At 37.4% G+C, this 26,970-nt stretch carries 28 protein-coding genes; 8 read left to right on the forward strand and 20 right to left on the reverse strand.

The window, feature by feature from the left end; genetic code table 11:
* Positions 1 to 253 precede the first annotated feature (253 nt).
* The 7 genes from GHC26_RS07500 (at position 254) to GHC26_RS07535 (ending at position 4,172) form a co-directional block, all read left to right on the forward strand.
* Positions 254 to 685 carry a hypothetical protein gene (locus GHC26_RS07500; RefSeq protein ID WP_163970640.1) on the forward strand — a complete coding sequence of 144 codons (432 nt, stop codon included), beginning with the start codon at positions 254 to 256 and terminating at the stop codon, positions 683 to 685.
* Between the two features lie 245 nt (positions 686 to 930).
* Positions 931 to 1,509 (forward strand): Uma2 family endonuclease, encoded by a 579-nt coding sequence (locus tag GHC26_RS07505; protein ID WP_163970641.1) that lies wholly within the window; start codon positions 931 to 933, stop codon positions 1,507 to 1,509.
* 228 nt (positions 1,510 to 1,737) lie between these two features.
* Entirely contained in the window at positions 1,738 to 2,511 is a 774-nt protein-coding gene (locus tag GHC26_RS07510) for an SDR family NAD(P)-dependent oxidoreductase (RefSeq protein ID WP_163970642.1), read from the forward strand.
* 146 nt (positions 2,512 to 2,657) lie between these two features.
* A complete protein-coding gene (locus GHC26_RS07515) occupies positions 2,658 to 2,819 on the forward strand; it encodes a DUF255 domain-containing protein (protein ID WP_163970686.1) in 162 nt (53 codons plus the stop codon).
* Between the two features lie 226 nt (positions 2,820 to 3,045).
* Positions 3,046 to 3,195 (forward strand): hypothetical protein, encoded by a 150-nt coding sequence (locus tag GHC26_RS07520; protein WP_163970643.1) that lies wholly within the window; start codon positions 3,046 to 3,048, stop codon positions 3,193 to 3,195.
* Between the two features lie 353 nt (positions 3,196 to 3,548).
* On the forward strand, positions 3,549 to 3,689 hold the full coding sequence (locus tag GHC26_RS07530) for a hypothetical protein (protein ID WP_163970644.1): 141 nt from the start codon (positions 3,549 to 3,551) through the stop codon (positions 3,687 to 3,689).
* Positions 3,690 to 4,028: 339 nt separating this feature from the next.
* Positions 4,029 to 4,172, forward strand: a complete 144-nt coding sequence (locus tag GHC26_RS07535; protein ID WP_163970645.1) for a hypothetical protein — start codon at positions 4,029 to 4,031, stop codon at positions 4,170 to 4,172.
* Positions 4,173 to 4,211: 39 nt separating this feature from the next.
* On the opposite strand, the gene GHC26_RS07540 is transcribed toward GHC26_RS07535, so the two are convergent.
* The 15 genes from GHC26_RS07540 to GHC26_RS07610 all read right to left on the reverse strand — a co-directional run bounded on the left by GHC26_RS07540 (position 4,212) and on the right by GHC26_RS07610 (position 15,938).
* Positions 4,212 to 5,126 (reverse strand): type II secretion system F family protein, encoded by a 915-nt coding sequence (locus GHC26_RS07540; RefSeq protein ID WP_163970646.1) that lies wholly within the window; start codon positions 5,124 to 5,126, stop codon positions 4,212 to 4,214.
* A gap of 3 nt (positions 5,127 to 5,129) precedes the next feature.
* Complete coding sequence (locus tag GHC26_RS07545) at positions 5,130 to 6,062, reverse strand: type II secretion system F family protein (protein ID WP_163970647.1); 933 nt, start codon at positions 6,060 to 6,062, stop codon at positions 5,130 to 5,132.
* A gap of 6 nt (positions 6,063 to 6,068) precedes the next feature.
* Positions 6,069 to 7,451 carry a CpaF family protein gene (locus GHC26_RS07550; protein WP_163970648.1) on the reverse strand — a complete coding sequence of 461 codons (1,383 nt, stop codon included), beginning with the start codon at positions 7,449 to 7,451 and terminating at the stop codon, positions 6,069 to 6,071.
* Positions 7,448 to 8,236: an AAA family ATPase gene (locus GHC26_RS07555; protein ID WP_163970649.1), complete on the reverse strand. Its 789-nt coding sequence runs from the start codon at positions 8,234 to 8,236 to the stop codon at positions 7,448 to 7,450. Before GHC26_RS07555 ends, GHC26_RS07550 begins: the two co-directional genes overlap by 4 nt.
* A 15-nt stretch (positions 8,237 to 8,251) precedes the next feature.
* Positions 8,252 to 9,172, reverse strand: coding sequence for a Flp pilus assembly protein CpaB (cpaB, locus tag GHC26_RS07560; RefSeq protein WP_163970650.1), 921 nt, complete (start codon positions 9,170 to 9,172; stop codon positions 8,252 to 8,254).
* A 12-nt stretch (positions 9,173 to 9,184) separates the two neighbouring features.
* Complete coding sequence (locus GHC26_RS07565) at positions 9,185 to 10,105, reverse strand: TadE/TadG family type IV pilus assembly protein (RefSeq protein ID WP_226376892.1); 921 nt, start codon at positions 10,103 to 10,105, stop codon at positions 9,185 to 9,187.
* A 10-nt stretch (positions 10,106 to 10,115) separates the two neighbouring features.
* Complete coding sequence (locus GHC26_RS07570) at positions 10,116 to 10,490, reverse strand: TadE/TadG family type IV pilus assembly protein (RefSeq protein WP_163970652.1); 375 nt, start codon at positions 10,488 to 10,490, stop codon at positions 10,116 to 10,118.
* Positions 10,487 to 10,993 carry an A24 family peptidase gene (locus GHC26_RS07575; RefSeq protein WP_163970653.1) on the reverse strand — a complete coding sequence of 169 codons (507 nt, stop codon included), beginning with the start codon at positions 10,991 to 10,993 and terminating at the stop codon, positions 10,487 to 10,489. The genes GHC26_RS07570 and GHC26_RS07575 overlap by 4 nt, the downstream gene beginning before the upstream one ends.
* A gap of 201 nt (positions 10,994 to 11,194) precedes the next feature.
* Positions 11,195 to 11,371, reverse strand: coding sequence for a Flp family type IVb pilin (locus GHC26_RS07580; protein WP_163970654.1), 177 nt, complete (start codon positions 11,369 to 11,371; stop codon positions 11,195 to 11,197).
* Between the two features lie 29 nt (positions 11,372 to 11,400).
* Positions 11,401 to 11,580, reverse strand: coding sequence for a Flp family type IVb pilin (locus GHC26_RS07585; RefSeq protein WP_163970655.1), 180 nt, complete (start codon positions 11,578 to 11,580; stop codon positions 11,401 to 11,403).
* Between the two features lie 33 nt (positions 11,581 to 11,613).
* Positions 11,614 to 11,790 carry a Flp family type IVb pilin gene (locus GHC26_RS07590; RefSeq protein WP_163970656.1) on the reverse strand — a complete coding sequence of 59 codons (177 nt, stop codon included), beginning with the start codon at positions 11,788 to 11,790 and terminating at the stop codon, positions 11,614 to 11,616.
* Between the two features lie 54 nt (positions 11,791 to 11,844).
* A complete protein-coding gene (locus GHC26_RS07595; RefSeq protein WP_163970657.1) occupies positions 11,845 to 12,198 on the reverse strand; it encodes a DUF192 domain-containing protein in 354 nt (117 codons plus the stop codon).
* A gap of 856 nt (positions 12,199 to 13,054) precedes the next feature.
* Positions 13,055 to 15,178 (reverse strand): LuxR C-terminal-related transcriptional regulator, encoded by a 2,124-nt coding sequence (locus GHC26_RS07600; protein WP_163970658.1) that lies wholly within the window; start codon positions 15,176 to 15,178, stop codon positions 13,055 to 13,057.
* 1 nt (position 15,179) lies between these two features.
* Positions 15,180 to 15,431: a hypothetical protein gene (locus GHC26_RS07605; RefSeq protein WP_163970659.1), complete on the reverse strand. Its 252-nt coding sequence runs from the start codon at positions 15,429 to 15,431 to the stop codon at positions 15,180 to 15,182.
* Between the two features lie 267 nt (positions 15,432 to 15,698).
* Complete coding sequence (locus GHC26_RS07610) at positions 15,699 to 15,938, reverse strand: indolepyruvate ferredoxin oxidoreductase subunit alpha (protein ID WP_163970660.1); 240 nt, start codon at positions 15,936 to 15,938, stop codon at positions 15,699 to 15,701.
* Positions 15,939 to 16,150: 212 nt separating this feature from the next.
* Here GHC26_RS07610 and GHC26_RS07615 point away from each other — a divergent pair, with 212 nt between their 5' ends.
* The gene (locus GHC26_RS07615; protein WP_163970661.1) at positions 16,151 to 18,190 is read left to right on the forward strand and encodes a LuxR C-terminal-related transcriptional regulator; all 2,040 of its coding nucleotides are present in this window, start codon (positions 16,151 to 16,153) and stop codon (positions 18,188 to 18,190) included.
* Positions 18,191 to 18,231: 41 nt separating this feature from the next.
* Here the strand turns inward: GHC26_RS07615 and GHC26_RS16130 are convergent, their stop codons facing one another.
* The 5 genes from GHC26_RS16130 to GHC26_RS07640 all read right to left on the reverse strand — a co-directional run bounded on the left by GHC26_RS16130 (position 18,232) and on the right by GHC26_RS07640 (position 26,962).
* Positions 18,232 to 18,681 carry a DUF4870 domain-containing protein gene (locus GHC26_RS16130; RefSeq protein ID WP_318936994.1) on the reverse strand — a complete coding sequence of 150 codons (450 nt, stop codon included), beginning with the start codon at positions 18,679 to 18,681 and terminating at the stop codon, positions 18,232 to 18,234.
* 276 nt (positions 18,682 to 18,957) lie between these two features.
* The gene (locus GHC26_RS07625; RefSeq protein WP_163970662.1) at positions 18,958 to 20,328 is read right to left on the reverse strand and encodes an FAD-binding oxidoreductase; all 1,371 of its coding nucleotides are present in this window, start codon (positions 20,326 to 20,328) and stop codon (positions 18,958 to 18,960) included.
* A gap of 764 nt (positions 20,329 to 21,092) precedes the next feature.
* Entirely contained in the window at positions 21,093 to 22,565 is a 1,473-nt protein-coding gene (locus GHC26_RS07630) for a Na+/H+ antiporter NhaC family protein (protein WP_163970663.1), read from the reverse strand.
* Positions 22,566 to 23,001: 436 nt separating this feature from the next.
* The gene (locus tag GHC26_RS07635; RefSeq protein ID WP_163970664.1) at positions 23,002 to 24,513 is read right to left on the reverse strand and encodes an AbgT family transporter; all 1,512 of its coding nucleotides are present in this window, start codon (positions 24,511 to 24,513) and stop codon (positions 23,002 to 23,004) included.
* A 277-nt stretch (positions 24,514 to 24,790) separates the two neighbouring features.
* Positions 24,791 to 26,962, reverse strand: coding sequence for a DNA topoisomerase III (locus tag GHC26_RS07640; RefSeq protein ID WP_163970665.1), 2,172 nt, complete (start codon positions 26,960 to 26,962; stop codon positions 24,791 to 24,793).
* Positions 26,963 to 26,970 lie beyond the last annotated feature (8 nt).

Here is a 26,970-nt window from a genome sequence, read left to right on the forward strand (position 1 = left end):
ACTTCTTATAAATGCACTACTAGTACAAGGCTTGATTGGAGCGTAGGACAGTCGACTCCTGCAGGAAAAGCACGTGTCCGAAGACCCCGGAGGAAGTGGTCTTCTTCCGAGGAGGCTGAGGCCGTGCCTGCGGAAAGCGACTGTCCGTAGTGGAAATCAATGTACAACTTTATTGCACATAATATAAATTATGCGCAGTAGAAAACAGTATGTAAAAAGTGCCTAACAGAAAATAATTAATGGGGATGGAAATATGGGGAAAAAAACATTTAATCCATTTAAGAGGAAGTTTTGGACAATCGATAATTTATTTAAATTAGATAAAGACTCTGTCGTTGAATTCAAAAAGGATATGCGTGAGTTAAAAACAGAATTCAAAGATGATATGAGCGAATTGAAGGAAGACATGAATAAAACAAAACAAGAATTTCATGAGGATATGGGAGAGGTCAAGCAAGGTTTTGCTGAAGCTAAACAGGAAATTGCGAAGAACAAAGGTACTTTCATCGGCCTGACTGCTTTGGCAATCTTAGGAGTTACAGTCTGGATGATGTGGGATCGAATTGTTTCCTTCATGGCAACCGCGTGGGAATGGACCGTGAATTTATTTATTGTCTTTATTATCGTTTCGATTCTAGGATCAATTATTATGTTCTTATTAAGACCATTTACTAGAAGAAGATAGCTAAAAAGGAATGCGTTCTCTTAGTGGTTTATAACAACTATTAAATAATCAGGTGAAAATTATTTATCTTCGGAGCAAGATTTGACCTTCATAGACGTAATGAAGGTCATTTTTTCTGTTATCCAGACGGCTTGATCTTCACACACTAGTAGCTAATAGCTCCTACATTACATTACGTTAAATTCATTCCCTCGAGTTTTTTTCAAAATAATGAGATAATACCCTTAAAGGAGGTTGACACTTTAATGGATCATAAGAAATCGAACAAAAAGCCTATCATAAAAGAATCAGGCTGGACAGTAAATGATTATTATCAATTGCCTGAGGATGGAAATCAATACGAAATTATTAAAGGTATTCTTGATTTAAAGCCCTCTCCAACAACTACACATCAATTGGTTAGTCACCGACTAGAGCGAACGTTAACCGACGCTTGTGAGAATGAATATATCATTATGTATGCACCTATTGATGTCATTCTATCTGACAATGAAACGAGACAACCTGATATTTTGATGATAAATCGAGAGAGAGAACACATTATTGAGGAACACGCAATAGTAGGACCACCTGATTTAGTGATTGAGATTCTTTCCCCTAACACAGTAAAACGGGACCGTGTGATAAAAAAAGAAAGCTATGCGCTGTTTGGTGTCCCTGAATACTGGATTGTGGATTATCACCATCAAGTGATCGAACAATATGTACTAACAACAAAAGGGAAACCTTATGAACTCCATCATGTATTTGAGGCTGAGGACACAGTGACTTCAGAACGATTCCCATGTGTATCGTTTATCGTAAAAGATGGAATTAGGAAATAATAGCGTCCATTCTATACATCCATATGAGTCAACACAATCACAATTGATCCAGTGCTTGCAAGTCATCTACTACAAAACTAATATTGGCTACTCAACTTGTATTTGGAAAAAGTTAGTAGAATACTAGAATGAAGGAGCTATATTATCAAAAAAGTTCCAATTAATTGATATATTATTCATATTTGATAATTTATGTAAGCGCATTCAAAAAAGGGGAGGTTTTTAATGATGAATAATTTAATGGAGGGTAAAGCTGGTTTAGTTACTGCAGCAGGTTCAGGTATTGGTAGAGCGAGCGCTATAGCTTTTGCAAAGGCTGGCGCCAAGGTCATGGTTTCTGATATTAATGAAGAAGCTGGAAATGAAACAGTTCGAATGATTCAAGACCTAGGTGGAGTATCAGCCTTTTTCAAATGTGATGTTAGTGATGAAGAACAAGTAAAGGCTCTGATTGATGAAACGGTTAGTAAGTACGGAAAATTGGACTTTGCTCATAATAATGCGGGTACAAGTCTACAGCAAGGGAGAATTGGAGATGCGGATTCAGAGGCCTGGGATAAAACATTGAAAATTACGTTATATGGTACATTTTATTGTATTAAACATGAAGTGAACGCCATGGTGAAAAACGGCGGAGGAGCCATTGTGAATACAGCATCTGGAACGGGAGTAGAGGGTGTTCCAAATATGGCAGCGTATGTGGCTTCTAAACACGGAATTGTCGGACTCACGAAATCGATTGGTTTGGAATATGGAAAAGAAGGAATTCGAATTAATGCTATTGCACCAGGTTCAACCTTAACACCTGCAATTGAAAATTGGTCAAAAATGGCTCCTGAACAATACAATGCAGTTTTAAAAGCTATTCCTACTGGAGAAATAGCAACCCCTGAAGACCAAGGGAATGCTGCGATGTTCTTATGTTCTGATTTAGCCAAACAAATCAATGGTGTTATCTTGCCTGTTGACGGTGGCTTCGTAGCAGGTAAATTACAGCAATAAAAACTTATCTCACACAAAAGAATAATCTTAAATTATATGTGGCAGACCATACTCTTTCGTTTTGGTTTGCTTTTATTTTGGCACTAAAATTATGTTAAGAAACTTATCTGATAGTAGAGAGGTGATAAGACACTTTGTGAACGAATATTCAATTCAATAGATTACTACTTGAAAAGTCACCATATATTTTACTATATGCTTATAATTATCCAGTCGACTGGCTTCGTTGGGAGGGTGAGGTTTTTGAAAAAGCGAAGCAAGAGAACAATCCTATCTTTCTCTTCATAGGCTACTCTACTTGCCATTAGTGTCATGATTGTTATTAACAGTGAACAAACCTCCTATGGAACGATGGATCTGGCCATAATTTAGATAAAGAATCAAAAGACTTCAGGAAACTCTATACCCTTCATGTTATATGCTATAGTCACTATAATGTATATTAAGAAAAAGGATATTGTTTATATACTTTAGAATCGAAAAGAAGACAAGATAATTGAACGTAAATATGCGTGGAAAGATAAAAGGGTGAAAATGACTGGAGACAGGGCAAGAATTGATGCAAAAGCAAATGACACATGTATTGTATATGATGCAATAAATGGGCTTGTGAAAAAATATCCAAATGGTAAGATTGTTAAATTAGATCAAAAATTTTATGGTGAATCAGATGAAATAATTTGATACTAATTCTGATATATATTCAAGTTGTCTTAGCTCCATTTCATCCTTATCCTTTGAAATGATAGTTATTACCTATTATTATGCTTTAAGTTATATGATTGAACAATATCTTTGCTTTAGCAAGGGTACTGTTACTGGGGAGTTGAATCGTTTGAGAAGTGAAACGAGGAAACAAACCGATATACCTAAGAATTGGCTATTCGACTGGCCATTGGTGTCAATATTTTATTACACTACTATAAACAATGGTATATCAAGGAGTTAAAGGTGTTATAGTCCTAATATAAATACAGATAAGTAGGAAGATCAGTACTTTATAGATAACAATGAAGGGTTTATAGGATTGTCAGAGTATGGCAAATGCTGCTGAGGAAATTATAACAGAAACTGGAATGTTAGATAATTTACAGATGTATTTTGACTATGAGGTGAAACGTCACTATTTGTGCTATTTAATACTGTATGAATATAAAAGTCTCCTAGAAAATCTATGATATAGTCGGAGTTGTATATCTTGTAATCTTACACCACGATGATACAAAAAGTTTTCTGCAAAGAATTCCAAACGCCCCACGTGGTGATTAATGTCCTCATTTTTAGTCTACCTTTTTAATACAACTCAATAGCATATAACTGGTAGTTAGCTGGAAGTTGGCTTAAGTTCACAGTTGAATGGCTCAACTTTGCACCATTTAGGCTCAAGTTCACAATTTAACCGCTCAAGTTACAACCCAGCTCCCATGCCACTCCAAACCAGAGCATTAATCATTATGATTCCACTCATTTTTGAACTATACTAGTAGTAGAATTAAACATAAATGGAGCGAGATCAAATGACAAAAGTGAAAATGAATGTACAAACCGCTTATCATGGTGATTTATTACGTGCTGGAAAAGTGTATGAAGTCGATGAGGAAACAGCTAAACGCTGGATTGCTAGTAAAATCGCTACCTTAGCAGAAGAAACAACAGACTAAGAAAAGGAGTTATCACGACATGTTACGTGATAACTCCTTTTAAAATGCTTCCATAAATTGTAGTAATGCAGGACCTAATAAAATAATAAATAAGGTCGGGAAAATGAAAATAACAAGTGGAAACATCATCTTAATCGGAGCTTTCATTGCTGCCTCTTCTGCTCGTTGTTTTCGGCGTTCCCGCATGTCCTCTGTTTGTACACGAAGAACGGATACCATTCCTATGCCAAGTTTATCCGCTTGAATAATACTATAAATCAATGAACGTAAATCTTCTGATAATAGACGCTGTGTCATATCGTTCAGCGCTTCTTTTCGAGTTTTTCCTAATCGCATTTCTTCTAGAGCTGTTTTAAACTCACCAGACAAAACACCATGTTTTTTCGCCACTACCTGTGCTAATGCCGCATCAAATCCCAGGCCTGCTTCTAAACTAATTGTTAATAAATCCAATAAATCTGGGATTTCCTTCTCTGCTTGCTGACTCCGTTTTCCTGCTTTTGTTTTTAAATAATAATTAGGCAAAAAACTAGCGATAGCTATGCCAGTCACAGCGATTAAAATAGCTATACCTGGGTTTTGACCTGATAAAAGACCGTAGCCTACACCAATTGCGATAAAAACAACACACAATAACAGTTGGAAAAGCTTAAAACCAACAGGACTTGTTGAAAGACCAGCTTGTAATAGTTTCATCTCCAATTTTGATGTTACGTCATTACCTAACTTTTTCTTATACGATTGCTTTGCTTGATCCCAAAACGGTGCAATCATTCGCTCGTAAAACGAGACATTTTCTTCTTCGTCATTCAATGTTTGACTAGAGGCAGCTACATCTGTTGCAAAATAGGTTTGAATACGATTTTGCAGATGACTTCTTTTGGCTGTTACCAATGTAACCAATGCATAAACGAATAAGCTCATAAAGATAAATAAAGCACCATACAAAACCATATTCTACACCTCAATCGTTGTAATTTTTTGGACTAAGATAAAACCAATTACACCACTAACTAGTGCTACACCGACCATCATTAACCCAATTGGATTCGTGAATAATGTCGTCATATACGCTGGATTGATGACATAGATGATTAGTCCTAGTGCAACAGGAAGGATCCCAATAATAATCCCTGATAATCTTCCTTGTGCGGTCAATGTTTTTATTTGGTTTTCTAATTTTGTTCGTTCACGTGTTGTTTCCACAATTTTGTTTAACAAGTATGCAAGGTTTCCTCCTACTTGACGTTGGATTAAAATAGCTTCCACTAATAATTCTAAGTCTTCACTAGGCATCCGTTCTTTCCAGTCTAACAACGCATCCTCCAAACTTGTTCCGTATTGCATGGCCTTCAAGACAAGCGCTACCTCTTCTTTAATCGGGGAATAGGATTCTTCAGCCACTAACTGCAAAGATTGAACAAAGCTAAACCCAGCACGAAGCGATCCAATCATCGAGGTTAGCATATTAGGAAGTCCCTCATTAAATTGCTTAATTCGTTTTTTCTCCTTGTTACTTAACCATAGACCTAACAATTTATAGCCGAGAAGAAATCCAATTACAATCATTAATAGTTGGTTTGTAACTAAATAAAGAATGCCACCAATAATGAACCCTAGTATCCATTGAAAGGCAATAAATTCCTCCACCTTCATCGGAACACCAGCGACACTTAACTTTTGTGCTAAGTGATTCTTTTTCTTCGTTGGTTTTTTCTTTCGGATTAAAAGTGCCTTTAGTCGGTCATTTCCACTTTTTAATCCATCACGCAGTTTGAATTGCCGTACCCTTTTTTCTTTTCTTACATCTGTAGTACCCCTCGTTGTAAACATTGCCATGAGTAATAAAAAAACCGTCATAAATATACCGACAATTAGGAGCATGACCATCTTTTATCACTCCTTTTCCATAAAAATAGATGCTGGTAAATGAATTCCTTCACTTTCCATACGCTCATAAAATTTCGGACGTATTCCTGTTGGGACAAGTTTTCCAATAATCTTACCATTTTCATCGACGCCAAATTGCTTAAAGGTGAAAATGTCCTGTAATACGATGACATCCCCTTCTAAGCCTTGTACTTCGGTAATATTCGTAATCCGCCTTGATCCATCTTTCAAACGAGATTGCTGAATAATCACATGCAAGGCACCAGCAATTTGCTCGCGAATCGCTTTTACAGGTAACTCCATTCCAGCCATTAATACCATTGTTTCCAGTCTGGCTACCATATCCCGCGGACTGTTCGCATGTCCTGTTGCCAGTGAACCATCATGACCAGTGTTCATCGCTTGGAGCATATCAAGTGCCTCTCCACTTCGGACCTCCCCAATCACGATACGGTCAGGACGCATACGAAGCGAGTTTCGGACTAAATCACGAATCGTAATCGCACCTTTTCCTTCGATATTAGCTGGTCTTGTTTCCAATGACACGACATGTTCTTGTCCAAGTTGAAGTTCAGCAGCATCCTCAATCGTCACAATTCGATCTTCATTGGAAATAAAGGATGACAATACATTTAGGGTTGTCGTTTTCCCTGAACCAGTTCCACCACTAACAAAAATGTTTAACTTCGCTTCTACACATGCTTTTACAAAATCAGCCATTTCCTCAGTTAAGGTGCCAAAACGAATCAAATCATTTACGGTAAAAGGATCTTTAGAAAATTTACGAATCGTAATCGTTGGACCATTTAACGCAAGAGGTGGGATAATGGCATTCACCCTAGAGCCATCTTTTAATCTGGCATCTACCATCGGACTGCTTTCATCCACTCTTCGGCCAAGGGGTGCAACAATTTTTTCCAATACGTTCATGACATGTTCATGATCACGAAATGTCACATCGGTTAACTGCAGGCGACCATTACGTTCTGCATAGACTTGTTCTGGCCCGTTTACCATTACCTCTGATACACTCTCATCATTTAGTAATGGGGTGATAGGACCATACCCTGTTAGATCGTTTTTTATTTCTTCCTTGATGTTTTTCCAATCACTAACCGTCTTTAAGTCTTCGTTTTCCTTGAGGATTTCGGTGATAATCGCATCTAAATCAGACACAATCTCCTCAACATCTTCCTCTTTTCGTTCTCTAAGAATATATTTATAGATTAGATTTTTTAATTCATTATAGGCCTTTGTTTCTGCAGAAGGCACTTTCTTTTTCTTCATTATTGTTGAAACTGGTGCTACCTTTTCTACTTTTTGTTCGAATGTTTCTTTAGGCATCTGTTCACCCTGTTGTTTGGATTGTAACCTTTCTAGTAAACTCATTGATTATCACCTACCAATCGTTTCGGTTGAAATAAATAAAACTTCTTTTGGCGGGAAGTCTTCTCGCCTGTCAGTGTTGTCGCTACCGATTCCATTTCTTTTGTAAAGATGTGCTTCGGATGTGTAACTACAAGTGGCTGTCCTAAATCTAATGACTCATTCACATGCTTAGAATCAGCTGGTAAGACTACTAAACGATCCACACCAAGAATATCCACCAATTTTGATCGTTTCATAACGGATGAGCCACCAGCTTTATTTACTACTACCGTTATCTTCTCTTTCATACCAAGTGCCTCTATCGTTTCAATCATTAACTTTGTATTTTTTAACACATGCATAGCAGGCGTTGTAACAAGTAAAATTTCGTCTGCTTTTTCCATTACTTCTAACGCTTTTTCTTGTAAACCTGCTTGTGTTTCTACAATTGTTATATCCATATATTCTTTTGTTGCTTCAATTCCCGCTTGGAAAATAGCATTATCAATGATATCGGCAAATTCTGGACGAGTAGGTGCTGCCAACAATTGGATTCCAGATGGATGATTCGTATAATAGAGCCGAATATTATCTACATCTGAACGTTCTGAGATTTCCTTCAGGGTTAAACTTGGCTGCACATCCAATGCCATCGCGATATCCCCAAATTGAAGATCGCCATCAACAATGCCTACTTTCAACCCACGTTTTGCGAATGCTGTTGCCAAGTTTACGGTTATGGTTGTTCTACCAGTTCCACCTACTGCACTACAAACAGCAATTAATTTCGCTTGTTTTTTACTCATCATCCATCCACCTCCTTAGTTTTCTTTTTGTTGAACAATGCGGTTGCTAATCCAGCCTTTTTGTTGATCAGGGGTTTCTACTTCATACCATGTAATCTTCTTCGTCTTTTTTTCTTGTAGCACTACTAATGGCGTATCTTTTTTTACAACGGTTAGAACAGATGCCGTTAAATCAGGTGCCGTTCGGATATTAGATTCATATGGAATGGTAATAACCTCCATTTTTTCGGTTATAACATCTGACTTCTCTACTTTAGCTGTTTCTTCTAATGGATCGTATTTACTATATAAGGCAAGCTGCAGTTTTCCACCTTCTGCTGCACGAACACTCGCATCGACGACTTTAACCGTATCCGCTTGTTTCATTTCCAATGTAACCGCTTGGTATTGAACTTCTGTTCCATCTTCTTTTTCCTCTACTAATCGCTCCCCAACTGCTAATACACGGACTCGTTCTAAGATAATTTCCGTTTTCATTGGGTTAATCGTTGATAACACAACATCGACCATGTCTTCTGGCTGTAGCAAGTTAGAAATACCTGTTACATAATCAACTTGTACGGATACAGCACGATATCCTTCTTGAATCTTACGGGATACGACATCCTTTTCCTCTTCCTGTTCTTGGATACGATGGTGCAAGATCACCTCACCAGATTTGATCTCTGAGTCGGAATAAGCATTAACGACATCTGTTAGTTCTTGGATTGCTTCTGGATGCACTTGATCTTTGGGCATTTCTTTTAAAGCAACCTGTTCTTCTGTAATATGCTGATCTTTTTTGATATCTTCAGCTGCAACAACTACTGAAACCGTTTCTACTGCTTCCTCTACTACATCCGAACTAGATGCGGTTTGGTTTATGAGTACGAAAAATAAACCCGTTGTGACGATACCAGACAATAATGCTAATAAAAATATTCGTTTTCGTTTCATTTATTTCACCACCTACTCAATTAATGTAATTGTATATGCACCACGATCGTTTACAGTTTGTTGTGCAGGTAACCCTGTACCAGCACGCTCAATAAATTCCCCTTTAATCGATGTGTCATTGTTACTCATCGGTTCTGTTATATAAAAGTATGCAAAGCCTGTTACTTCCACACTTTTTAATTGATTTGTTGTTTGACTGTGAGGCTTATACACTAATACGAGCATAATGCGTGAGCAGTCACGGTGATGATATTCACCACTTGGATATGGACAGTTATCAATTCGATGTTTAATCCCTTCTCTAGTCGCACCAGCTATATTACCGGTTTGGGTATTAATAATGTCACCCACTTTAATTTGTTCTCCAAACCCCTCTTTCAGTGTTTCGCCATATAGTTTCGCACCAGGTCCTTCGAGAGCTAATACACCGAAGTTTCCACTAATCGAGTCCCCTGCATCTACTTTTAGTTCATAAATTTTACCTGGGATTAATTCGACTGATTCATCTACACCTAGTGGTACAGCGTCTTTTGCAGCGCCCATCACTTGAAGTGAAGCTGTTGCTTTTACCGTAATTGGGATTGAATCAACCCCGAATAATGTTGCAAAAAAGACAGGAACTTCCTTTTGTAATACGACTTTTACTTGTTTTCCTTGTTCAATAACGCTTTCTTGTAAGCTTGTTGTTTCCTCATGGGATGCTAGAACATCTGCAACCACTTGATTGACAGCAGCTTCTGTATTTGGAATCTCTTGTGCGCCAGATAATGCTGCAGCGTTAGCTGTTTTCTGTAAATGGCTTTTTGACATAAATAAATGTCCACCATCGATTACTAACCCAACCATCAGCAACATGCCCCCAAGAGCTACTGCCATTAAAAGTGCAATATTTCCTTTTTCTTGTCGTTTCAATCGTTTAAAAATAGAACGCATTCTCATCACCTCATTCCATTCGAATCGTAGAACTTGTTGTAACGGTGTATGGGAGTGCGAACCCTCCTAATACTTGTAAAAATTCTTCTGGATATGTCATTGTAATCGTGACATATTGTCCAGAAGAACGATTTGTTTCTGTTGGGGTAATCGTAATCCCAAGTTCTGCTGCATTTCCGTGAAACTGATTTTTAGCATAATCTCTTACAGTCACATCACTTTGTCCTAATCCCGCCAAACGTACGGATTCCTGTGTCACTAGTTCTAGTTGCAAGTGCGTATATATGATTCTTCCAAAATCAAAAATACCAACGACCAGCATGAGTAAGATTGGTAGGACTAGAGCAAACTCGACTAAAGATTGGCCATCTTGTTTTTTCATCATAGGAACCGCCACCCTTGTAAAGCCATTGTAATGACTACACCTGCAGCGATCGCAACACCATATGGGTAGGTTGCTGTTAACGAACCTTTTGCAATACCGCCTTCTAATATGACCCCAGATTTCAGACTAGCAAAATAGTAAATGATTGACTTTAATACATCGCGACGGAATAGGATAACTGCTAACGCGATTAATGCACCAATGATTGCAATATATAAAAACGATTGGAACACAAAAGCTCCACCTTTCATTGCACCAATTAATCCAAGCAATTTCACATCACCAGCACCCATGCCACCCATAAAATAAGGGATTAACAGCAAACCAAATCCAATCAAAAAACCAATGAAAGAATGGCTCAAAGCATCCCATCCGTCAGTAGCAAAATGATAGATAAAGGTTATGAGAAGTGCTGGAAATATAACATTGTTATAGATTTTTCGACTCTTCAAGTCAGTAATGACACAAATTAATAATATAAATAGAAGAAATATATCAATCATCTTGTCCATCCTTTCATTCGAAGTTTGATTTTGTTTGAAAAGGACCCTATTAGTGTAGGATCCTTTTGTGTTATTGATTGTTGTTAACATCGCAACATCTATATGATGCTTCATAGAATTTGAGCTACGGAAAACACTACGTTTCACCAGGTCATAAGTGCGACATCTGTTGTGAAAGCAACTTAGTATAAAAGTAACTTATTAAGCACCAATTGTTGGGATTTTGTCTTTTAAGCCATTGAATAAGTCTGAAATGTTATCGCCTAGGAATCCTAGTGCTGTAATGACACCCACTGCAATTAATCCTAAGATTAAGCCGTATTCTGTCATGCCTTGTCCTTTTTCTTCGATGAATAATCCTTTAATTTTGTTTAACATCAAAATCGCTCCTCTAATTTTTAAATTTTTTATTCTGCTCCAATTGTAGGGATCTTATCTTTTAAACCATCGAATAAGTCTGAAATGTTATCGCCTAGAAATCCTAGTGCTGTGATCACACCCACTGCAATTAATCCTAAGATTAAACCGTATTCTGTCATGCCTTGTCCTTTTTCTTCGATGAATAATCCTTTAATTTTGTTTAACATCAAAATCGCTCCTTTTAATTTAAAGTTGTTTTATTATGCTCCGATTGTCGGGATTTTGTCTTTTAAGCCATCGAATAAGTCTGAAATGTTACCGCCTAAGAATCCTAGGGCTGTAATGACACCCACTGCAATTAATCCTAAGATTAAACCGTATTCTGTCATGCCTTGTCCTTTTTCTTCGATGAATAATCCTTTAATTTTGTTTAACATCAAAATCGCTCCTTTTATATGAAATAATTATTTTTTATGAATACTTTGGTATGCCTAATCAACAAATGCTACCGTATGTCCCATAACTGTAGAGGTCTCCTTAATCGTGCCTGCGGGAAGTTCTACTACTGATTTTGTATTAAGATACCTTTTGCCAATTTTTCCAGTCTCCATGTTTTCGTCAACCCCTACAATCTCGTTTGCTTTATTTAGGTATAAAATATCAATGCGAAAGTTCATAAAGAATGTATGGATCGATGTACAAGGAGAGATATGAAGTCCTGTTTGACTAGACATACGTTTTGTAAACATTAACCCTTTCAAGCGGGTCCAAAATGAATAAGCTCCTTTTACGTCATCAGCAATAACCTGATCCGTATTGACATTGATTAATTTGATTGTCTCCACCTCCTGTTATGGTCGACTTGTTGGTGTTTCGTTGTTGACCAACTTACAATCCCTATTATGCCTTGTTGACCCTTTAAAAAATATCCCCCACCATTCCTGTTCTGCAGTCGATTAGGAATAGGAGTCGCTTCCTATTGCTTTTCCTAGTAGGACTATTTACATAGGACAGATGCCAAACGTTCTAGTAGTTCCATCTCGCTAAGCTATTTACATCAATGAATCACTCCGTTCCCCTCTTTTCAAAAGGCTCTTATTTTCTATGACGCATAATCTATAATGATGGGCAGCAACTAGATGCCGTTAGTTTTAGACGTATGCAATTGTCGTAGTTGTACTTTGGATCGTTTAAATTTCTATTGGCTTTATGGTGATTTTCCCCGTACAAATCGGTCCAATAGAGACAGTCTAATGGAACTTTTCGGAGGTTTCCCGTTCACTTCGGTCCAATAGAGACGGTCTAATGGACTTTTTCAGAGGTTTTCCGTTCACTTCGGTCCAATAGAGACGGTCTAATGGACTTTTTCGGTGGGTTCACGTTTACTTCGGTCCGATAGAGATGGTCTAATGGACTTTTTCAGTGCGTTCACGTTTACTTCGGTCCAATAGAGACGGTCTAATGGACTTTTTCAGTGGGTTCACGTTTACTTCAGTCCAATAGAGATGGTCTAATGGACTTTTTATTTGAGTTTATTACCGTTTGTTCTGTATCAGTGATCATTAATGTTATTCATATGTTACAATTCACGTCACATAATCCATCTTACATACATGACGTTTCATACCTAAAAGCAACAATCTTTTAGAAAAGAGCCTTTCGAAAATAGCCAACAAAAAAAGCCTCCTTGTAATAGGAGACTTAGCTAGAGTTTTGTCGCATTTGATAAACTTTTGAAATAGCATGTGCACGATCTGGAACATTCAGTTTCTGAAAAATCTTCGTGACATGGTTTTTTACGGTATGACCGCTAATATATAATTGTTCAGCAATTTGCTTATTATTAAATCCTTGTATTACTAGGTCCAATACTTCTTGTTCACGTGGAGATAGATTCAGTTCTTTAATAGTAGTTGATACCGTATGCAATTTTTTCTCGATGTTTATTTCTTCTTTCAGCGATATTTGATCTTCTTGAATTTGCGTTTCATTGATAAAGGCAGTAAATGATTCGATTAATCCCGTCGTATTACCCGATTTTTGTTTTAGATCCTCAATTGAATGGTTTCTCGTATACGAAAGTGTTAAAGCCACAATCTGAGCTGGGACACTTGTTTCTTCCCATTTGATCGAATACTCTTGATCCATTAGTATTTTTGCTTCTTGGACGATCATACTAATATGCGAATCCTGTAACGTTTCCTCTAAAAATGAAGCTGAATAATAAGATAGTTGGCAAGCTTGCACAATAGCTTTAATCATCGGAACTGCCAACCCTTGTTTTGTTGCGAATTCCCCTGCCATATTCGTAGCTTTTTCAAGTTGTGTAAAGGTCTCATTATCAAATTGTTGGATAGCTCGAAATAACGTATTGACCTGTTGATCCAGGTAATTTTCTTCTCCTCGACTGGCAAGTTGTAATGATACACCACCAATAATAGCTAAGGTTTGAAGAAAATTCGCATGTTTCTCTATTACTTGATTGGATTGATTTGTCGTACCAACACATAAAATTCCAAGTAATTGATCTCGATATATTAATGGACACTCAATGATACTTGCTCCCCAACTTACTTCGTGAACATGTGGAGTTGCTGCTTCTGGTTGATACTGCTTTCGGTTTTCCAACTGATATCGTTTTGCTGCATCCTTCACATATTCCTCCATATGCCCTTTCCAATTCCCTCGGGAGACGACATTCATATTATCTGTTTCCTTATCATGAAGGACTAAACAGGAAAACCCGCCTTCTACTAAATTTAGGCTTATATCCACTAATATATAAATAATTCGTTTCACATCTGGTGTAATAGCCATTAATTTACAGATCTCGATCAAAGCTGTTAGCCGGTTTAGCTGTTGATACTGTTCTGATTGTAACATGTCCATTTGTAAGCGAACCTCAGCTATGGCTGCAATCATCTTTACTAATTCTTGTGATGTTTTAGATATTCGTGAATTAGTAAAACTTCCCCCGAAAAACACAGCTTTTTCACCATTTTGTTGCTTTATTGGACAGGCAAATAACGATTTGGGCTGACTTTCCAGGCTCTGTCTGAACATCAATGTTCTCGGGTCTTGATTCGCATTATCTAAAAATCCCCGTTCATCTGTAATGATTACTCTACCTAAAAACCCTTCTCCTGGAACAAACTGTACGCCTTGGAAAGTGGCTGTGTTCTCTCCAACAATATGTGTTACCTCATATGTATCCCCCTGTTGTTTAGAAGCCAATCCAAAGAAATCAAACGTTTGATAGATGGAAATAAAATCATGAAATAAAGCCTCCATGTCATTTTTAGTGGTGAATGCCTGCTGAAAAAGCTGATTTTGCAGCTGAAAAAGATTTTGACCCTCTGATTCTTTCAAACATAATTCGATTAATGCCGCTAGTTTACGATTTGCATGGAGGATTTCCTCCCTATTAGATTGTGTTATTTCAGGAGTGTTTGCTAAAATCAGATCCCAATCCCTTTGGGTAATATCCATCTGTGAAAGTTGCTTTTTCACAAATTCTGCTGTGTCTTCTTCTATAAAAAGACCAGCCCACAACATGTATGTATGTCCTCCTTCGATGTGAATAGGAGTGACAATTGTATAAATCCCTGGCCAAATATCATAAAAAACGGGAGTCCTGAACTGCCAATTTCGCTTTACGTTTTCCTTTACCTGTTTTACGAATGATTCATAAAGGATTTTGCACAGTTCATTCTTCCCACCTTTTTCTACCAGTAGTTGTCCACTAGAATCCGTCGTTATTATCGTGAGACCATAACGTTCCGCATATATCGATTGCAATTCCTTTAGGAGTTCCAGGTGTTTCATATTATTTCACATCACCCGTTGTCGATAATTTTGTCATAACGGCTGGTTCTTTGTATCGATATAGCGGCTTTACTGGATCTCCAACATCTTCAATAATACCCTGCTTTTGTAGCAGTGTAATGATTGGTTTGACATCTTCTATTGGTTTAGCAAGCATGTTGGCTACTTCTTCGATTGTTTTAGTCATATATGGATTGCTTTGAAATAGCATCGTACATTCCATTTGTAATGGTAACAATTCTTTTTGTGCCATTTTCTACTCTCCTTTCTATTTCGTTGTATCAAACTAGTTTAGGTGATTTATTGGTTAGACCTTACTTTTCCGTTGTAAGGTACTCTTATCATAGCTTATAGAAGCATGAAAACATATCCCCTACTATTCCCATTTCCTTATAGGAACGACAGATTAGTTTATATAGTGTTTACCCTAAATGTAGAAAATATAACAACGATCCTAAGAAAACAAAAAACCCCATTACAACAGATTTCCATTGCAATGGGGATTCTTTATATAAAAGATTTAGCGATCAGCAAAAAATGCTTCTGCTTTTTCTAAAAAGACTTCTTGGTCTGGAGTAAGATCGTATTCTTCCTCAATTGCTGAGACAGGACAAACTGCCTTACATGCTCCACAATCAATGCAAACATCTGGATCTATGTAAAATTGGTCTGGTCCTTCCTCAATACAATCGACTGGACAAACGCTTACACATTCTGCCGCTTTTTCCGGTCCACACGGATCTAAGATAACAAAAGCCATCGCTTATTCCTCCTTCACCTATGATAATCTATCGAAGTAATCTTATGAACTATTTTTGGAAATAAAAAATTCCCTATCCCTAATGATACATGTCCATTTTAAAGAAGTAAACCATTCTCTCTTTCATTTATCATGCACATTGACATTGCATCTTTAGTCCTATATATTTATAATAATTGTACTTTTCTAAAAAATATCATGGAGGTTTTAGGATGGATTTTGGGGAACAAAAAATTGGTACACAACCAGAGGATCGGATCGATAGTTTTCTCAGTTATATGGAAGGAGATACATTTGTCGGTCGAGATGAAGAATTGGAATGGTTTAAGAATCAGTTACAATCACAAGATCCTATAAGGCTACTTCACTTACATGGACCTGGTGGAGTTGGAAAAACCTATTTACTTAATGAATATCATCGTATAGCCGAACAGCTTGGAATCATTTTTATCCAATTAGATAGTCAAGATTTTTCACATACAACAGAAAGCTTTCTAGAACATTTATTATTTCAATTGGAAACACATACAGATATCGAAGTTGATTTAGAAACCATTTCATTGCGAAAAACCTTTCGACTGTTAAAAGTAATTCCGGTAAATCAGCCAATTATCATTTCTATTGACTCCTATGAGTATATGGATTCGCTTGATCGTTGGTTTCGGGAAATGTTTGTACGCAATATGCCATCTAATATACATATAATCCTTTCTGGCAGACAGCCATTATCAAACGAATGGATTGCATCACCCGCATGGCGAAAAGTAGTAAAAGAAATGGAGTTAGGTGATTTTTCCTTTTCGCAAACACGCCGCTATTTAGCAAATTTTAATATTAACCAAAAGGAAAATGTTCAAACACTTTGGCAATTCACAAAAGGGCATCCACTAACCCTTTCTCTAGCTACAATCATTGCTGAAAATCAAAACGAATTCGATACGACATTATTAACGAAAGAATCGTCACAGATTTTAATGGAGCTCACCAAACAATGGTTGAAAGAAGTAAAAGAGGAGGATATGCACGAATATGTAGAAGCAGCTGCCATGCTAAATCGGTTTGATCAATCTATTCTCTCCATCATTTTAAAGCGAGATGTTCCATTAAAAGTATTTCAAGCATTAACATCCTTATCATTTGTTAAACCCACTAAACAAGGGTGGGGCATGCATGAACTCATACGTGATGCCATTCGGATGGAATTAAAACACCGAAATCCAGACTGGCATCAACTATTGAATGAGCGAAGTGCAGCCTATTTTTATAAGAAAACACTTGCTACGAGATCTCCACTTGATGTTGCATCCTTTTTCTATCATCTAGGGGACGAGTTTATTCAATCCGTTTTTTTCCAAGAATCAATCGACACATCTATGTACTTAGAGCCAGTTGGCGAGTATAACATTCACGAAGTAACCGAATTCTTTCAAAAACGGAAACAAAGCCAATCAGAAAGTGAGGCGCAATTTTACAATCGACAAACGAATCAATCCTATCGCTTTTACGCATCGTTAGCGCACAATCAAAAAGAGTTGGAGATACTAGATGATCATTATGTACGAAAAATAGATTACAAGGGAACGAATTTACTAAAAAACAAACATGGCATAACCGTCGGGCTTATTATCATCGTTCCAATTAATAAAGATACACTACAGGTGTTAATGGAAGAACCAATCTCAAGGGCATACTTCAAGCAATTATCAGAGAAAGAAAGAAAAGAATATGCAGCGGAGCCATCTGACAATGCAGGCTATTTCATTCGTTTATTTGATTACCTGGACCCTGCTGACACCGCTGCACGATCGTTTACTTTATATAGTTTATTTCCATTACTTTTAACAGGTGGTAAAATAATTGCATCCACACCATTACCATTTTTCAAGGAATTATTGGAGAACTTTGGGTTTGACACTATTCCAGAAGCAACCCATTATGATTACGGAGAAGATAATCCTAGTACAACCTACTTTCTTGATGTTCGTGGACCCAAATTAGCGACTTATTTACAGCATTTAACCAACAGTCTATCATCTAATTCCAAGCAAAAGGTGCTACAGGAAACCTTTTCCTTAACCGATAGAGAAGTTGATATTGTTACCTTAATTTTAGAAGAAAAAACAAATGCTGCTATCGCAAAGGAACTTTATATTGCTGAAATCACGGTCAAAAAACATATTTCTCGCATTTTCCACAAAGTCCAAGTGAAAAACCGTTCCCAATTAATTAAACGGATCATGGAATTAATGTGAATTAGATGTAGGCAGTTCCCCCTAGCTGCCTACCCAATTCATCACTTAATTAATTGGATCTTACCTATTAATGGTAGCGGTTTTTCATGGCCATTTGCTGCATTAATGATTCCCATAATAGCTAGTATTAATAAACCTATACTACCTAACGGCAAAATGAACAACCATCCAATAATAGGGATGATCGTACCAACAATATACACACTAACGCCACACAAGAATAAGGTTAATCCTTGGTTTGCATGATACATGGCAAATGGTGATTCTTTCGCAGCAAGTAGTGGAATAAAGAAAATGATATAAGCTAAAATAGCCATCCCTTTATTTTGATCTACATCTGACTTTTCTTTCGAGTCATTGTTGTCGGATTGTTCCTCTTTAGAAGCAACCGTAACTGTTGGGGTTTTTTCTTCCTTAGTAGTTTGTGCTGCTTCCTCTTTTTCTGTCTGTTTATCTTCTAGTTCCGTTTCTACTTTTTCTTCTTCTGACATTTGAACACCTCCTTAAGATATGTTCTTATTAAATCTCGAAGCACTATCTACTTTTTTTACATTCATAAATACATTTACCAAAAACAGGATTGCTCCGAATACTCCCCCACTGATTGTTAGTTGAACGAATCGGACATTTACGGGCAGTTTGATCCCCCACTTATCTTTCTTGGATCTCCTAAGAAATCTTGAAGTGGGGGTATTACTGCCCGTTACATGCGGGATAAAACGTGTTGCCATCCAAAACACCCCTTTTCAACCATGTAAACAGGGTGTTTATTCTGATTTAATATTATGATTATGACGAAATTTATTTTTTGGATCATATTTTTGCTTAATTTTTTTTAATTTCTCAAAATTATTTCCGTACGTATTTTTCGTAATAATGGGATCCACTTTTACACCATTTAAATAAGAAGAGTGGCGATAGGAAAATGGTAGAATTGCTTCATAAAATTGATCCATCCAGTTAAAGCATTTCGATGGTTCATCTGTAGGGATCTCTGCATCAATTAACAATAAATAACGTGCACCACGAATGGCAAAGGCAGTCTCATCTGCTGGAACCCGATTCATTTCCCCATGTAAAGCCCACAATTGAGCCATTACCATTGGTAACTCATTCGACTTCTCAATTTGTTCTAAGAGCTCACTAATCAAAGCATCATTTAGTTCGTTTAAAAACAGTGACGTCCCATCCATTGGCACATGATCTGGCACCATTGGATCTAACTTTTTTTGTAATTCAATGTAAGAAACCATTCCAGTTTGATCCATAAGCGGTACTGCCAGCTCCCGTAAAGGCTGAATCACTGTTTCTTTCTTTTCCGTTGTTAGCGGACCAATATACATACCGGATAACGTAATAACACGCTTATGGTGAAGATCTTCTGGTAAGAAAGGTGCTGGAGGTAGTTGTAAAATTGCTAAATTAATCGAAATATCATCAGGTGCATCTTGCATATAAACATCTAATTCCTTTAATATTTCTGTTGCATCGTTATAATCATACATCACATCAATACCAAACACTTCTGGTCCTACTGGGTATAATTGAAACGTAAAGCTAGTAATGACACCAAAATTCCCACCACCACCACGAATTGCCCAGAATAAATCTGGATATTCTGCTTCATTCACTGTAATGAGTTCACCAGAGGCTGTGACCATCCGTACCGAAACAATGTTGTCACACGTTAAACCATACTTTCCTCTCAAATACCCAAACCCACCACCAAGTGCTAAGCCGGCTATACCAGTTTCCGATACAGTTCCAGTTGGTGTTGCCAATCCATAAAATTGTGCCTCTTCATCAATATCACTTAATGTAGCACCTGCTTCTGCTTCAACCAATAAACGATCAGAATCAACAGCAACCGCATTCATCTTAGACATATCAATCATAACACCGCCATCACAGACAGCGGTTCCTGCTATATGATGCCCACCACCTTTAATGGAAATCTCTAAATCTTGTTCATTAGCATACTTGACGGCAGATACAACATCCTCTTCCGATTTACATTCAAAAATCGCTGAAGGATATCGATCAATCCATCCATTCCAAACTTTTCTTTTTTCATGATACGCTTCATGGTTTGGCAAATAAATATGACCACTTTTCTCTGCTTGCGCTTTCTTCTCCATACCATAACCTCCATCGATATACCCTTAATTGTTTTTGTCTTTTTTGACTAATCAGATAATACCACAAACATACGATATTGTGATGTATACTTGAGTATACAATTTAGAAATGGATGTTTTAACGGGTTTACGCTGAGTGAGAAAGGGTAATAAGCTGCTAAAGCTGAAAAATGTAATCTGTTATTTTGTGACTTTCCTTACAATGGAATATTAATGAGGAGAACGCTTGCTTGATTGGTTAGGATGTGCATAATTTAAGTTATGTTTTAGTAGGATCATTTGGTTGTTTTGGTTTCGACAAGCAATTTTTGTTCCCTTTTGACTGTTTTTCTTGCTCGCTTTGATATCGACAAGCGGTGTCGATTCCGTTTTAGCTATTATCCCTCCTTAAAATGACATCGATAATAGTTCTCTGTTCTCTTTTTCTATCATTCTTGTTATTGGTGCATTGACAAGCAGTCTCAATGCTGTTTTTACATCTCTACATACTGATTTGTGAACTGATAAGTGCTTTCGATTCACCTTTTCCCATCTTTTTTTCTTCATTGAAAGCCAATATTTTTTCATCTAATATACATACTTAGAAAACTTGGCTTCTTTCCAAGTATTTATGGCGAAAAACCTTCGTTATACCTACGATGTACAAGACATGCTAGACGGGAGATACGATTGATGTGATATTTTTAGCCAGTAAATAGGAAGAGAGATCCAATCTATCAAAAAAGGCTTAGAGAAAGTTTCTCTAAACCTTTTAGTGTGATCTATTATGTTGCATCTTTTGGTGGCTCTTTTAATTCCTCTCCATTCTTCCCTTGGTAACGAAGTCCCCAACCAGTTAATGCTGCTATAAGCATGACAATGACTAGGAACCAACCTTGGAAGACAAATGGGAATACTTCAGTTGGTCCAACAATTGGCAACCATTCATAAGTTTCTTGCATGGTTTGAATTGTCGTCCAACCTAATAATACTGGTGCACCCCATGGGAATATATAACCAAGAGCAGATGTCACGGCATCTAACATATTTGCGCGACGATAACTATGAATCTTGTATTTCTCCCCTAGTTCTTTTACAAATGGCGCTGCAGCAATTTCAGCTGCTGTGTTAATCGTAATCGAACTATTTAATAATGCCACAATCGCCCAGATTGAAACCTCTGCTTTACGAATAGAATTTTTGATCCATTTAACAAGCCCTCTTGTAATCGCTTCCATTGTTCCGCCTAAACGTAACAAATGTGCTGCTGCGACAATTAATAGAATAAGAATCGCCATATTAAAGTATCCTGTTAACCCATCTACTAATGCACCTTCTACAATAGCATCGGATTCTGCATTAAACCGAATGATATCACCGAATGTTCCTAAGTTTAATACAACGATTAGTGGAATTGCGGAAATAATTCCCCATGTTAGAGACGTAATTAAATGCTGTCCAGATAAAGCTAAAATAAGTACAATTGCAAAAGGAACCAACATAATCAAACCAGCTGGATTTGTTGCCTCTTCCATAACTTGGGACTGGTTTGCTATCGCTTCACCACCACCACCAAAAATGGCAAATAACACCATTGCTGGAACAGCTGCAACAATGGAATACTTAAAACGACTCCGTACAACACCAGGTACATCCGTATCTTGTGTTGTAGCCGATACGATTGTTGTGTCTGATACAGGTGCTAAGTTATCCCCAAACACTGCACCAGCTAGAATAGCAGCAAATAGCATAACTGGATCTGCCTCAACGGCAACACCCGCAGGAAACATCAGTGTACAGAAAGCAACCGTTGTACCGTAACCAGTTCCTACTGCCGTAGAAAAGGTTGCTGCTAATAAAAAGGTTAAGGCGACAAACAATCCACCTGTCAATCCAGTGATTGCACCAATCCAAACAAGACCTTCTACTAATCCACCTACTTGTAGGACTTGTGCGAACATCCCTGCATAGAACCATGCAACCATTGCAATAACACCGACTGGCTGTGCTAACCCATCAAATAATCCTTGTGCATAATCAGCCCACTTACTTTTGCAAAACAATAAACCAAGTGTTAATCCAATAACAGCACCAAGGACAAGCCCAACTTCAGATGATAACTGAAGGACACTAATCGTAATTGCCCATACGACAAAAAACACCAATGGAACTGCTGCACCAAAAGCACCTAAACGAAAGTCTAGTTGATTAATAGTCTTGGCCCCAGTTGCTTCAGCCAACGCTTCTTTATCTGACATACTTTCCCCTCCTTTTAAATTGGTGTTCACTTCTTTCATTTTTGCGTGAATGAATGCTGTTCATTTCCTTTGTTGTCTACGTCTATTATCAGTTTATCATACATATTTAAAATTATGAATGCGATTACAATCATTTTGTGAATAAATTCTGCAATTAAAAAAGCGATTAATTAAAAGATTGTTTCATTTTCAAGAATGAATGGTTAAATTACACTGCCATGGACGTAGCATTTGTACCCGAAACGATGAAAGCGACTGTCTAAGACAGAGGCCAACATAGTAGTTTCGTAGTTTAAATGTATTATTCCATAAAACTTACTAGAGCAACGATCTTTTAGAAAACAGCCTTACGAAAAGATCCAATATAAAAACAGCTCGCCTATTAAAGGGCGAGCTGTTTTTCAGTACAACGGTATGAAACACAGTATGAAATATGCTATACATGAACCCCTATTCCTGGTCCAAATGGAATACCAAGGAAGACAAATCCAAGTAATAAAATAATCCATACGATAAGGAAAATGATACTATATGGCAACATCAATGCAATCAATGTACCAAGTCCTGCCTTTTTATCATATTCTCGCATAAATCCAAGCACGATAATAAAGTATGGGTTCATCGGTGTTACAATATTTGTCGATGAATCAGCAATACGATATGCCGCTTGAATAAAGGCAGGATGATAATCCAAGAAATAAAACATTTTTAAGAAGACAGGTGCTTCTAATGCCCATTGTGCTGAGCCACTGAAAATCAATAAATTCAATAATGCTGTTAATAGGATAAAGGCAATAACGACCGTAATTCCTGTTAATCCTACAGAATCTAAGAACGAGGCACCGTTAATGGCAAGCCATGTTCCGATATTAGACCATTCAAAATATGCAATAAATTGTGCTGCAGCAAATACAAGCACAATAAATCCAGATAAGTCCTTCATTGCTTCTCCCATATATTGGGCGATGTTCCGTGTGTTTTCAATCTTCTTCACAGTAACCCCATAGGTAACACCTAGCGTGATAAAGAACAACATAATAATTGGTACTATACCAGCAATAAATGGCGATGGAATAAGCCCACCTTCTTCATTTCGAAGTGGAGAATCAGGGAAAAAGATCACCAGTAAAAGAAGGCCAATATAAACAAGTCCGGCTAGGCCGGCATTACGTAGTCCTTTTTTCTCTAATGGTGTCGTTTCTTCAAATACTTTTGTGTTATTTCCCTCATACGTACCAAGTCTTGGCTCTACGATTTTCTCCGTAATTAGTGCACCAGTAATAGAAAGGAAAATAACAGATACGAGCATGAAATACCAGTTGTCCACTGGTGTAACCGTAACAGCATTTTCAATTGTTTCCATCACTTCTGCTGATATCCCAGAAAGGACGGCATCTGTATTCGAAACAATAATATTAGCAGTAAAACCTGATCCAACACCGGCAAACCCAGCTGCTAGTCCAGCTAATGGATGTCTACCTACATTATAAAACACCATTGCAGCTAGTGGTGGCACGATAACAAATGCTGCATCTGCTGCTAGGTTACCTAAAATACCTGTAAAAATCACGGCAAATGTAATCAACGATTTTGGTGCTTGTAGGATTGTATTTTTAATAAACGTTTCTAATAATCCTACTTTGTCAGCAAGCCCAATCCCTAGCATCATCGTTAACACAATACCTAAGGGTTTAAAGCCTACAAAGTTATCGAGGACCGATGTTACCATAAACTGCAAGCCTTCCCCAGATAATAGGTTACGAATTGTCATTTCCTCGTCACTTCCCGGTTGGGTAAACGTGATATCAAATAAGGAGATAACCCAGGATAGTCCCATTACAATAAAAGCTAAGACAACAAATAGCATAAATGGGTCCGGTAATTTATTTCCGATTCGTTCAATTCGATTTAAGAATCGAACAAAAATAGAATCTTTTGTTTCCTCCATTTATTTCACCTTCTTTATGTTAATAGTCATAGTTGTTTAGTAGAAAACACATATATATTTAGCTAGCTTGTAATATAGTTTCCCTTCATACCATGGCAAAAATGCAACTTTAATATATTATCATTATTCATATTAAAATAGTAGGGATTGTCGTTGTTTTTTACTGGAAAATTTTCCACTTAAAAACAGCTATTCCAATGGTCGGGAATAGCTGTTTTTCATTTTGCCCTTTTTATAACAATTGTAGCCTTCTATGACGCAGTGGAAAATACTCACTTTAATCTTTCTTTAATTTGGCTAATGCATCTGCTAAGGCATTATTTTTAAATCCATCATCTTGTTTTTTCAAATATTTATTGACGTCTTTTTTCGATACTTTATGCTTTTTCTCCCGTTGTTTGCGTTCATTGAAAGTAGATAGTTTCTCACGGTGCCCACATTTACAGAAGAACATCTTTCCTTCGCCTTCTCCTCGCATCTCCATCCGTTTGTGGCAGTTTGGACAGCGAGCGTTCGTTTGTTTGGCAATATTTTTCTTATGGCCACAAGAACGATCCTGGCAAACGAGCATTTTTCCGTGTTTATTCTTAACTTCTAGCATAAGTTTGCCACAGTCTGGGCATTTGGATCCAGTTAGATTGTCGTGCTTAAAGCCTTTGTCACTGTTTTTTATCTCGTGGACAACTTCTTTCGCATAATCCTTCATTTCTCCAATAAACTTATTTTTACTATGTTTTCCTTCTGCAATTCGGCTAAGCTTTTGCTCCCATTCTGCTGTTAAAGCTGGGGAACGCAAATCTTCTGGAACAAGGTCTAATAACTGTCGGCCTTTTGATGTCAGATAAATAGACTTCCCTTTCATTTCCATGTACATACTATTGAAAAGTTTATCAATAATATCTGCACGTGTAGCAACTGTCCCTAGTCCACCTGTTTGATGGATTGTTTTTGCTAACGTTTTATCATCTGACTGCAAATATTTAACTGGATTTTCCATCGCCTGTAACAGCGATCCTTCGGTAAACCGCTCAGGTGGCTTTGTTTGTCCTTCTGTTAGAGAAACCGATATATCGGTTAAGGTATCCCCTTTTTTCCATGATGGAAGGTGCTGGTCCTGTTCTTCTGCAGCGTCATGCTGATTAGTATATAGTTCTTTCCACCCAAGTTTTTGGACTACTTTTCCTTTCGCCACAAAATGTTCGTTTCCCATTTCCGTATGAATCGTCGTTTGTTCATATTCATATGGGTCAGCCAACACTGCTAAAAATCGTTTGACGACTAAATCATATATCTTTCGTTCATTGTCCTGTAATGCACTTAACTGAACAGCTTGTTCTGTCGGAATAATCGCATGGTGATCTGAAACCTTACTATTATCTACGACCGATTTTGGCAATTTCCGCTCCCGATTGATTAGTTTTCGAGCAAAGGAGGCATATTGGTCTACCTCGCATGCTTTAATACGATCCTTTAATGTTGGTACAATATCAGTGGAAATATAACGAGAATCGGTTCTTGGATAGGTTAGTACTTTATGCTGTTCATACAGTTTTTGCATAAGCGACAATGTTTGTTTTCCAGAAAAGCCAAAGATTCGGTTCGCGTCTCGTTGCAGCTCTGTAAGGTCATATAATTGTGGAGCATGCTTTTTCTTATACGTTTTGTCTACCTTTGAAACGGTTGCCTTCTTTCCGTTGATTCGCTGATAGATTTGATCTGCTTTTGCTTTATTAAATATTCGACTATTATGCTTTTCATCTTGCCATGTAAAGGTGATCCCTTTCTTCGTCTTTGCTTGAATACCGTAATAGTCTTTCGGTTTAAATTCACGAATTTCCTTTTCCCGTGCTGCTACCATCGCAAGTGTTGGTGTTTGAACACGGCCACCAGAAAGTTGTGCATTAAACTTAGTTGTTAAAGCACGGGTCGCGTTTAAGCCAACATACCAATCTGCTTCTGAACGTGCTACAGCTGCAGCATACAGGTTTTCATATTTATGACCTGGTTGCAGCTTTTTAAACCCATCTCGTATTGCCTTATCAGTCACGGATGAAATCCATAGCCGTTTGACTGGCTTTTTCACCCTTGCTTTTTCTAAAATCCAGCGTGCAACCAGTTCTCCCTCTCTTCCAGCATCTGTTGCAATAACCACTTCCTGAACATCTTTACGGTTAAGTTGCGTTTTCACTACATTAAATTGTTTTCCTGTTTTCTTAATGACGACTAATTTTAACCGAGGTGGAAGCATTGGTAAATCTTCTAAGTTCCATTGTTTATAAGAATCATCGTAAACTTCGGGATCCGCTAATGTCACCAAATGTCCAAGTGCCCATGTCACAATATATTTTGATCCTTCCATAAAGCCATTACCTTTTTTCGTGCAATGTAACACTTTAGCAATATCACGACCAACAGAAGGTTTTTCAGCTAAAACAACTGTTTTTCCCATTGTAAAAA

The organism is Oceanobacillus halotolerans (genome assembly GCF_010993955.1).
GTDB classification, from domain to species: domain Bacteria; phylum Bacillota; class Bacilli; order Bacillales; family Amphibacillaceae; genus Oceanibacillus_A; species Oceanibacillus_A halotolerans.

Excerpts from the sequence above, each read along its gene's own strand:
- GHC26_RS07520 (WP_163970643.1), top strand. The coding sequence starts at position 3,046 with ATGACTGGAGACAGGGCAAGAATTGATGCAAAAGCAAATGACACATGT.
- GHC26_RS07615 (WP_163970661.1), top strand. The coding sequence starts at position 16,151 with ATGGATTTTGGGGAACAAAAAATTGGTACACAACCAGAGGATCGGATC.
- GHC26_RS07590 (WP_163970656.1), bottom strand. The coding sequence starts at position 11,790 with ATGTTAAACAAAATTAAAGGATTATTCATCGAAGAAAAAGGACAAGGC.
- GHC26_RS16130 (WP_318936994.1), bottom strand. The coding sequence starts at position 18,681 with ATGTCAGAAGAAGAAAAAGTAGAAACGGAACTAGAAGATAAACAGACA.
- GHC26_RS07535 (WP_163970645.1), top strand. The coding sequence starts at position 4,029 with ATGACAAAAGTGAAAATGAATGTACAAACCGCTTATCATGGTGATTTA.
- GHC26_RS07555 (WP_163970649.1), bottom strand. The coding sequence starts at position 8,236 with ATGAGTAAAAAACAAGCGAAATTAATTGCTGTTTGTAGTGCAGTAGGT.
- GHC26_RS07580 (WP_163970654.1), bottom strand. The coding sequence starts at position 11,371 with ATGTTAAACAAAATTAAAGGATTATTCATCGAAGAAAAAGGACAAGGC.
- GHC26_RS07575 (WP_163970653.1), bottom strand. The coding sequence starts at position 10,993 with ATGATTGATATATTTCTTCTATTTATATTATTAATTTGTGTCATTACT.
- GHC26_RS07585 (WP_163970655.1), bottom strand. The coding sequence starts at position 11,580 with ATGTTAAACAAAATTAAAGGATTATTCATCGAAGAAAAAGGACAAGGC.
- GHC26_RS07640 (WP_163970665.1), bottom strand. The coding sequence starts at position 26,962 with ATGGGAAAAACAGTTGTTTTAGCTGAAAAACCTTCTGTTGGTCGTGAT.
- GHC26_RS07530 (WP_163970644.1), top strand. The coding sequence starts at position 3,549 with ATGGCAAATGCTGCTGAGGAAATTATAACAGAAACTGGAATGTTAGAT.
- GHC26_RS07630 (WP_163970663.1), bottom strand. The coding sequence starts at position 22,565 with ATGTCAGATAAAGAAGCGTTGGCTGAAGCAACTGGGGCCAAGACTATT.
- GHC26_RS07550 (WP_163970648.1), bottom strand. The coding sequence starts at position 7,451 with ATGAGTTTACTAGAAAGGTTACAATCCAAACAACAGGGTGAACAGATG.
- cpaB (WP_163970650.1), bottom strand. The coding sequence starts at position 9,172 with ATGAAACGAAAACGAATATTTTTATTAGCATTATTGTCTGGTATCGTC.
- GHC26_RS07635 (WP_163970664.1), bottom strand. The coding sequence starts at position 24,513 with ATGGAGGAAACAAAAGATTCTATTTTTGTTCGATTCTTAAATCGAATT.
- GHC26_RS07505 (WP_163970641.1), top strand. The coding sequence starts at position 931 with ATGGATCATAAGAAATCGAACAAAAAGCCTATCATAAAAGAATCAGGC.
- GHC26_RS07600 (WP_163970658.1), bottom strand. The coding sequence starts at position 15,178 with ATGAAACACCTGGAACTCCTAAAGGAATTGCAATCGATATATGCGGAA.
- GHC26_RS07610 (WP_163970660.1), bottom strand. The coding sequence starts at position 15,938 with ATGGCTTTTGTTATCTTAGATCCGTGTGGACCGGAAAAAGCGGCAGAA.
- GHC26_RS07605 (WP_163970659.1), bottom strand. The coding sequence starts at position 15,431 with ATGGCACAAAAAGAATTGTTACCATTACAAATGGAATGTACGATGCTA.
- GHC26_RS07510 (WP_163970642.1), top strand. The coding sequence starts at position 1,738 with ATGAATAATTTAATGGAGGGTAAAGCTGGTTTAGTTACTGCAGCAGGT.
- GHC26_RS07500 (WP_163970640.1), top strand. The coding sequence starts at position 254 with ATGGGGAAAAAAACATTTAATCCATTTAAGAGGAAGTTTTGGACAATC.
- GHC26_RS07565 (WP_226376892.1), bottom strand. The coding sequence starts at position 10,105 with ATGCGTTCTATTTTTAAACGATTGAAACGACAAGAAAAAGGAAATATT.
- GHC26_RS07545 (WP_163970647.1), bottom strand. The coding sequence starts at position 6,062 with ATGGTCATGCTCCTAATTGTCGGTATATTTATGACGGTTTTTTTATTA.
- GHC26_RS07570 (WP_163970652.1), bottom strand. The coding sequence starts at position 10,490 with ATGATGAAAAAACAAGATGGCCAATCTTTAGTCGAGTTTGCTCTAGTC.
- GHC26_RS07540 (WP_163970646.1), bottom strand. The coding sequence starts at position 5,126 with ATGGTTTTGTATGGTGCTTTATTTATCTTTATGAGCTTATTCGTTTAT.
- GHC26_RS07625 (WP_163970662.1), bottom strand. The coding sequence starts at position 20,328 with ATGGAGAAGAAAGCGCAAGCAGAGAAAAGTGGTCATATTTATTTGCCA.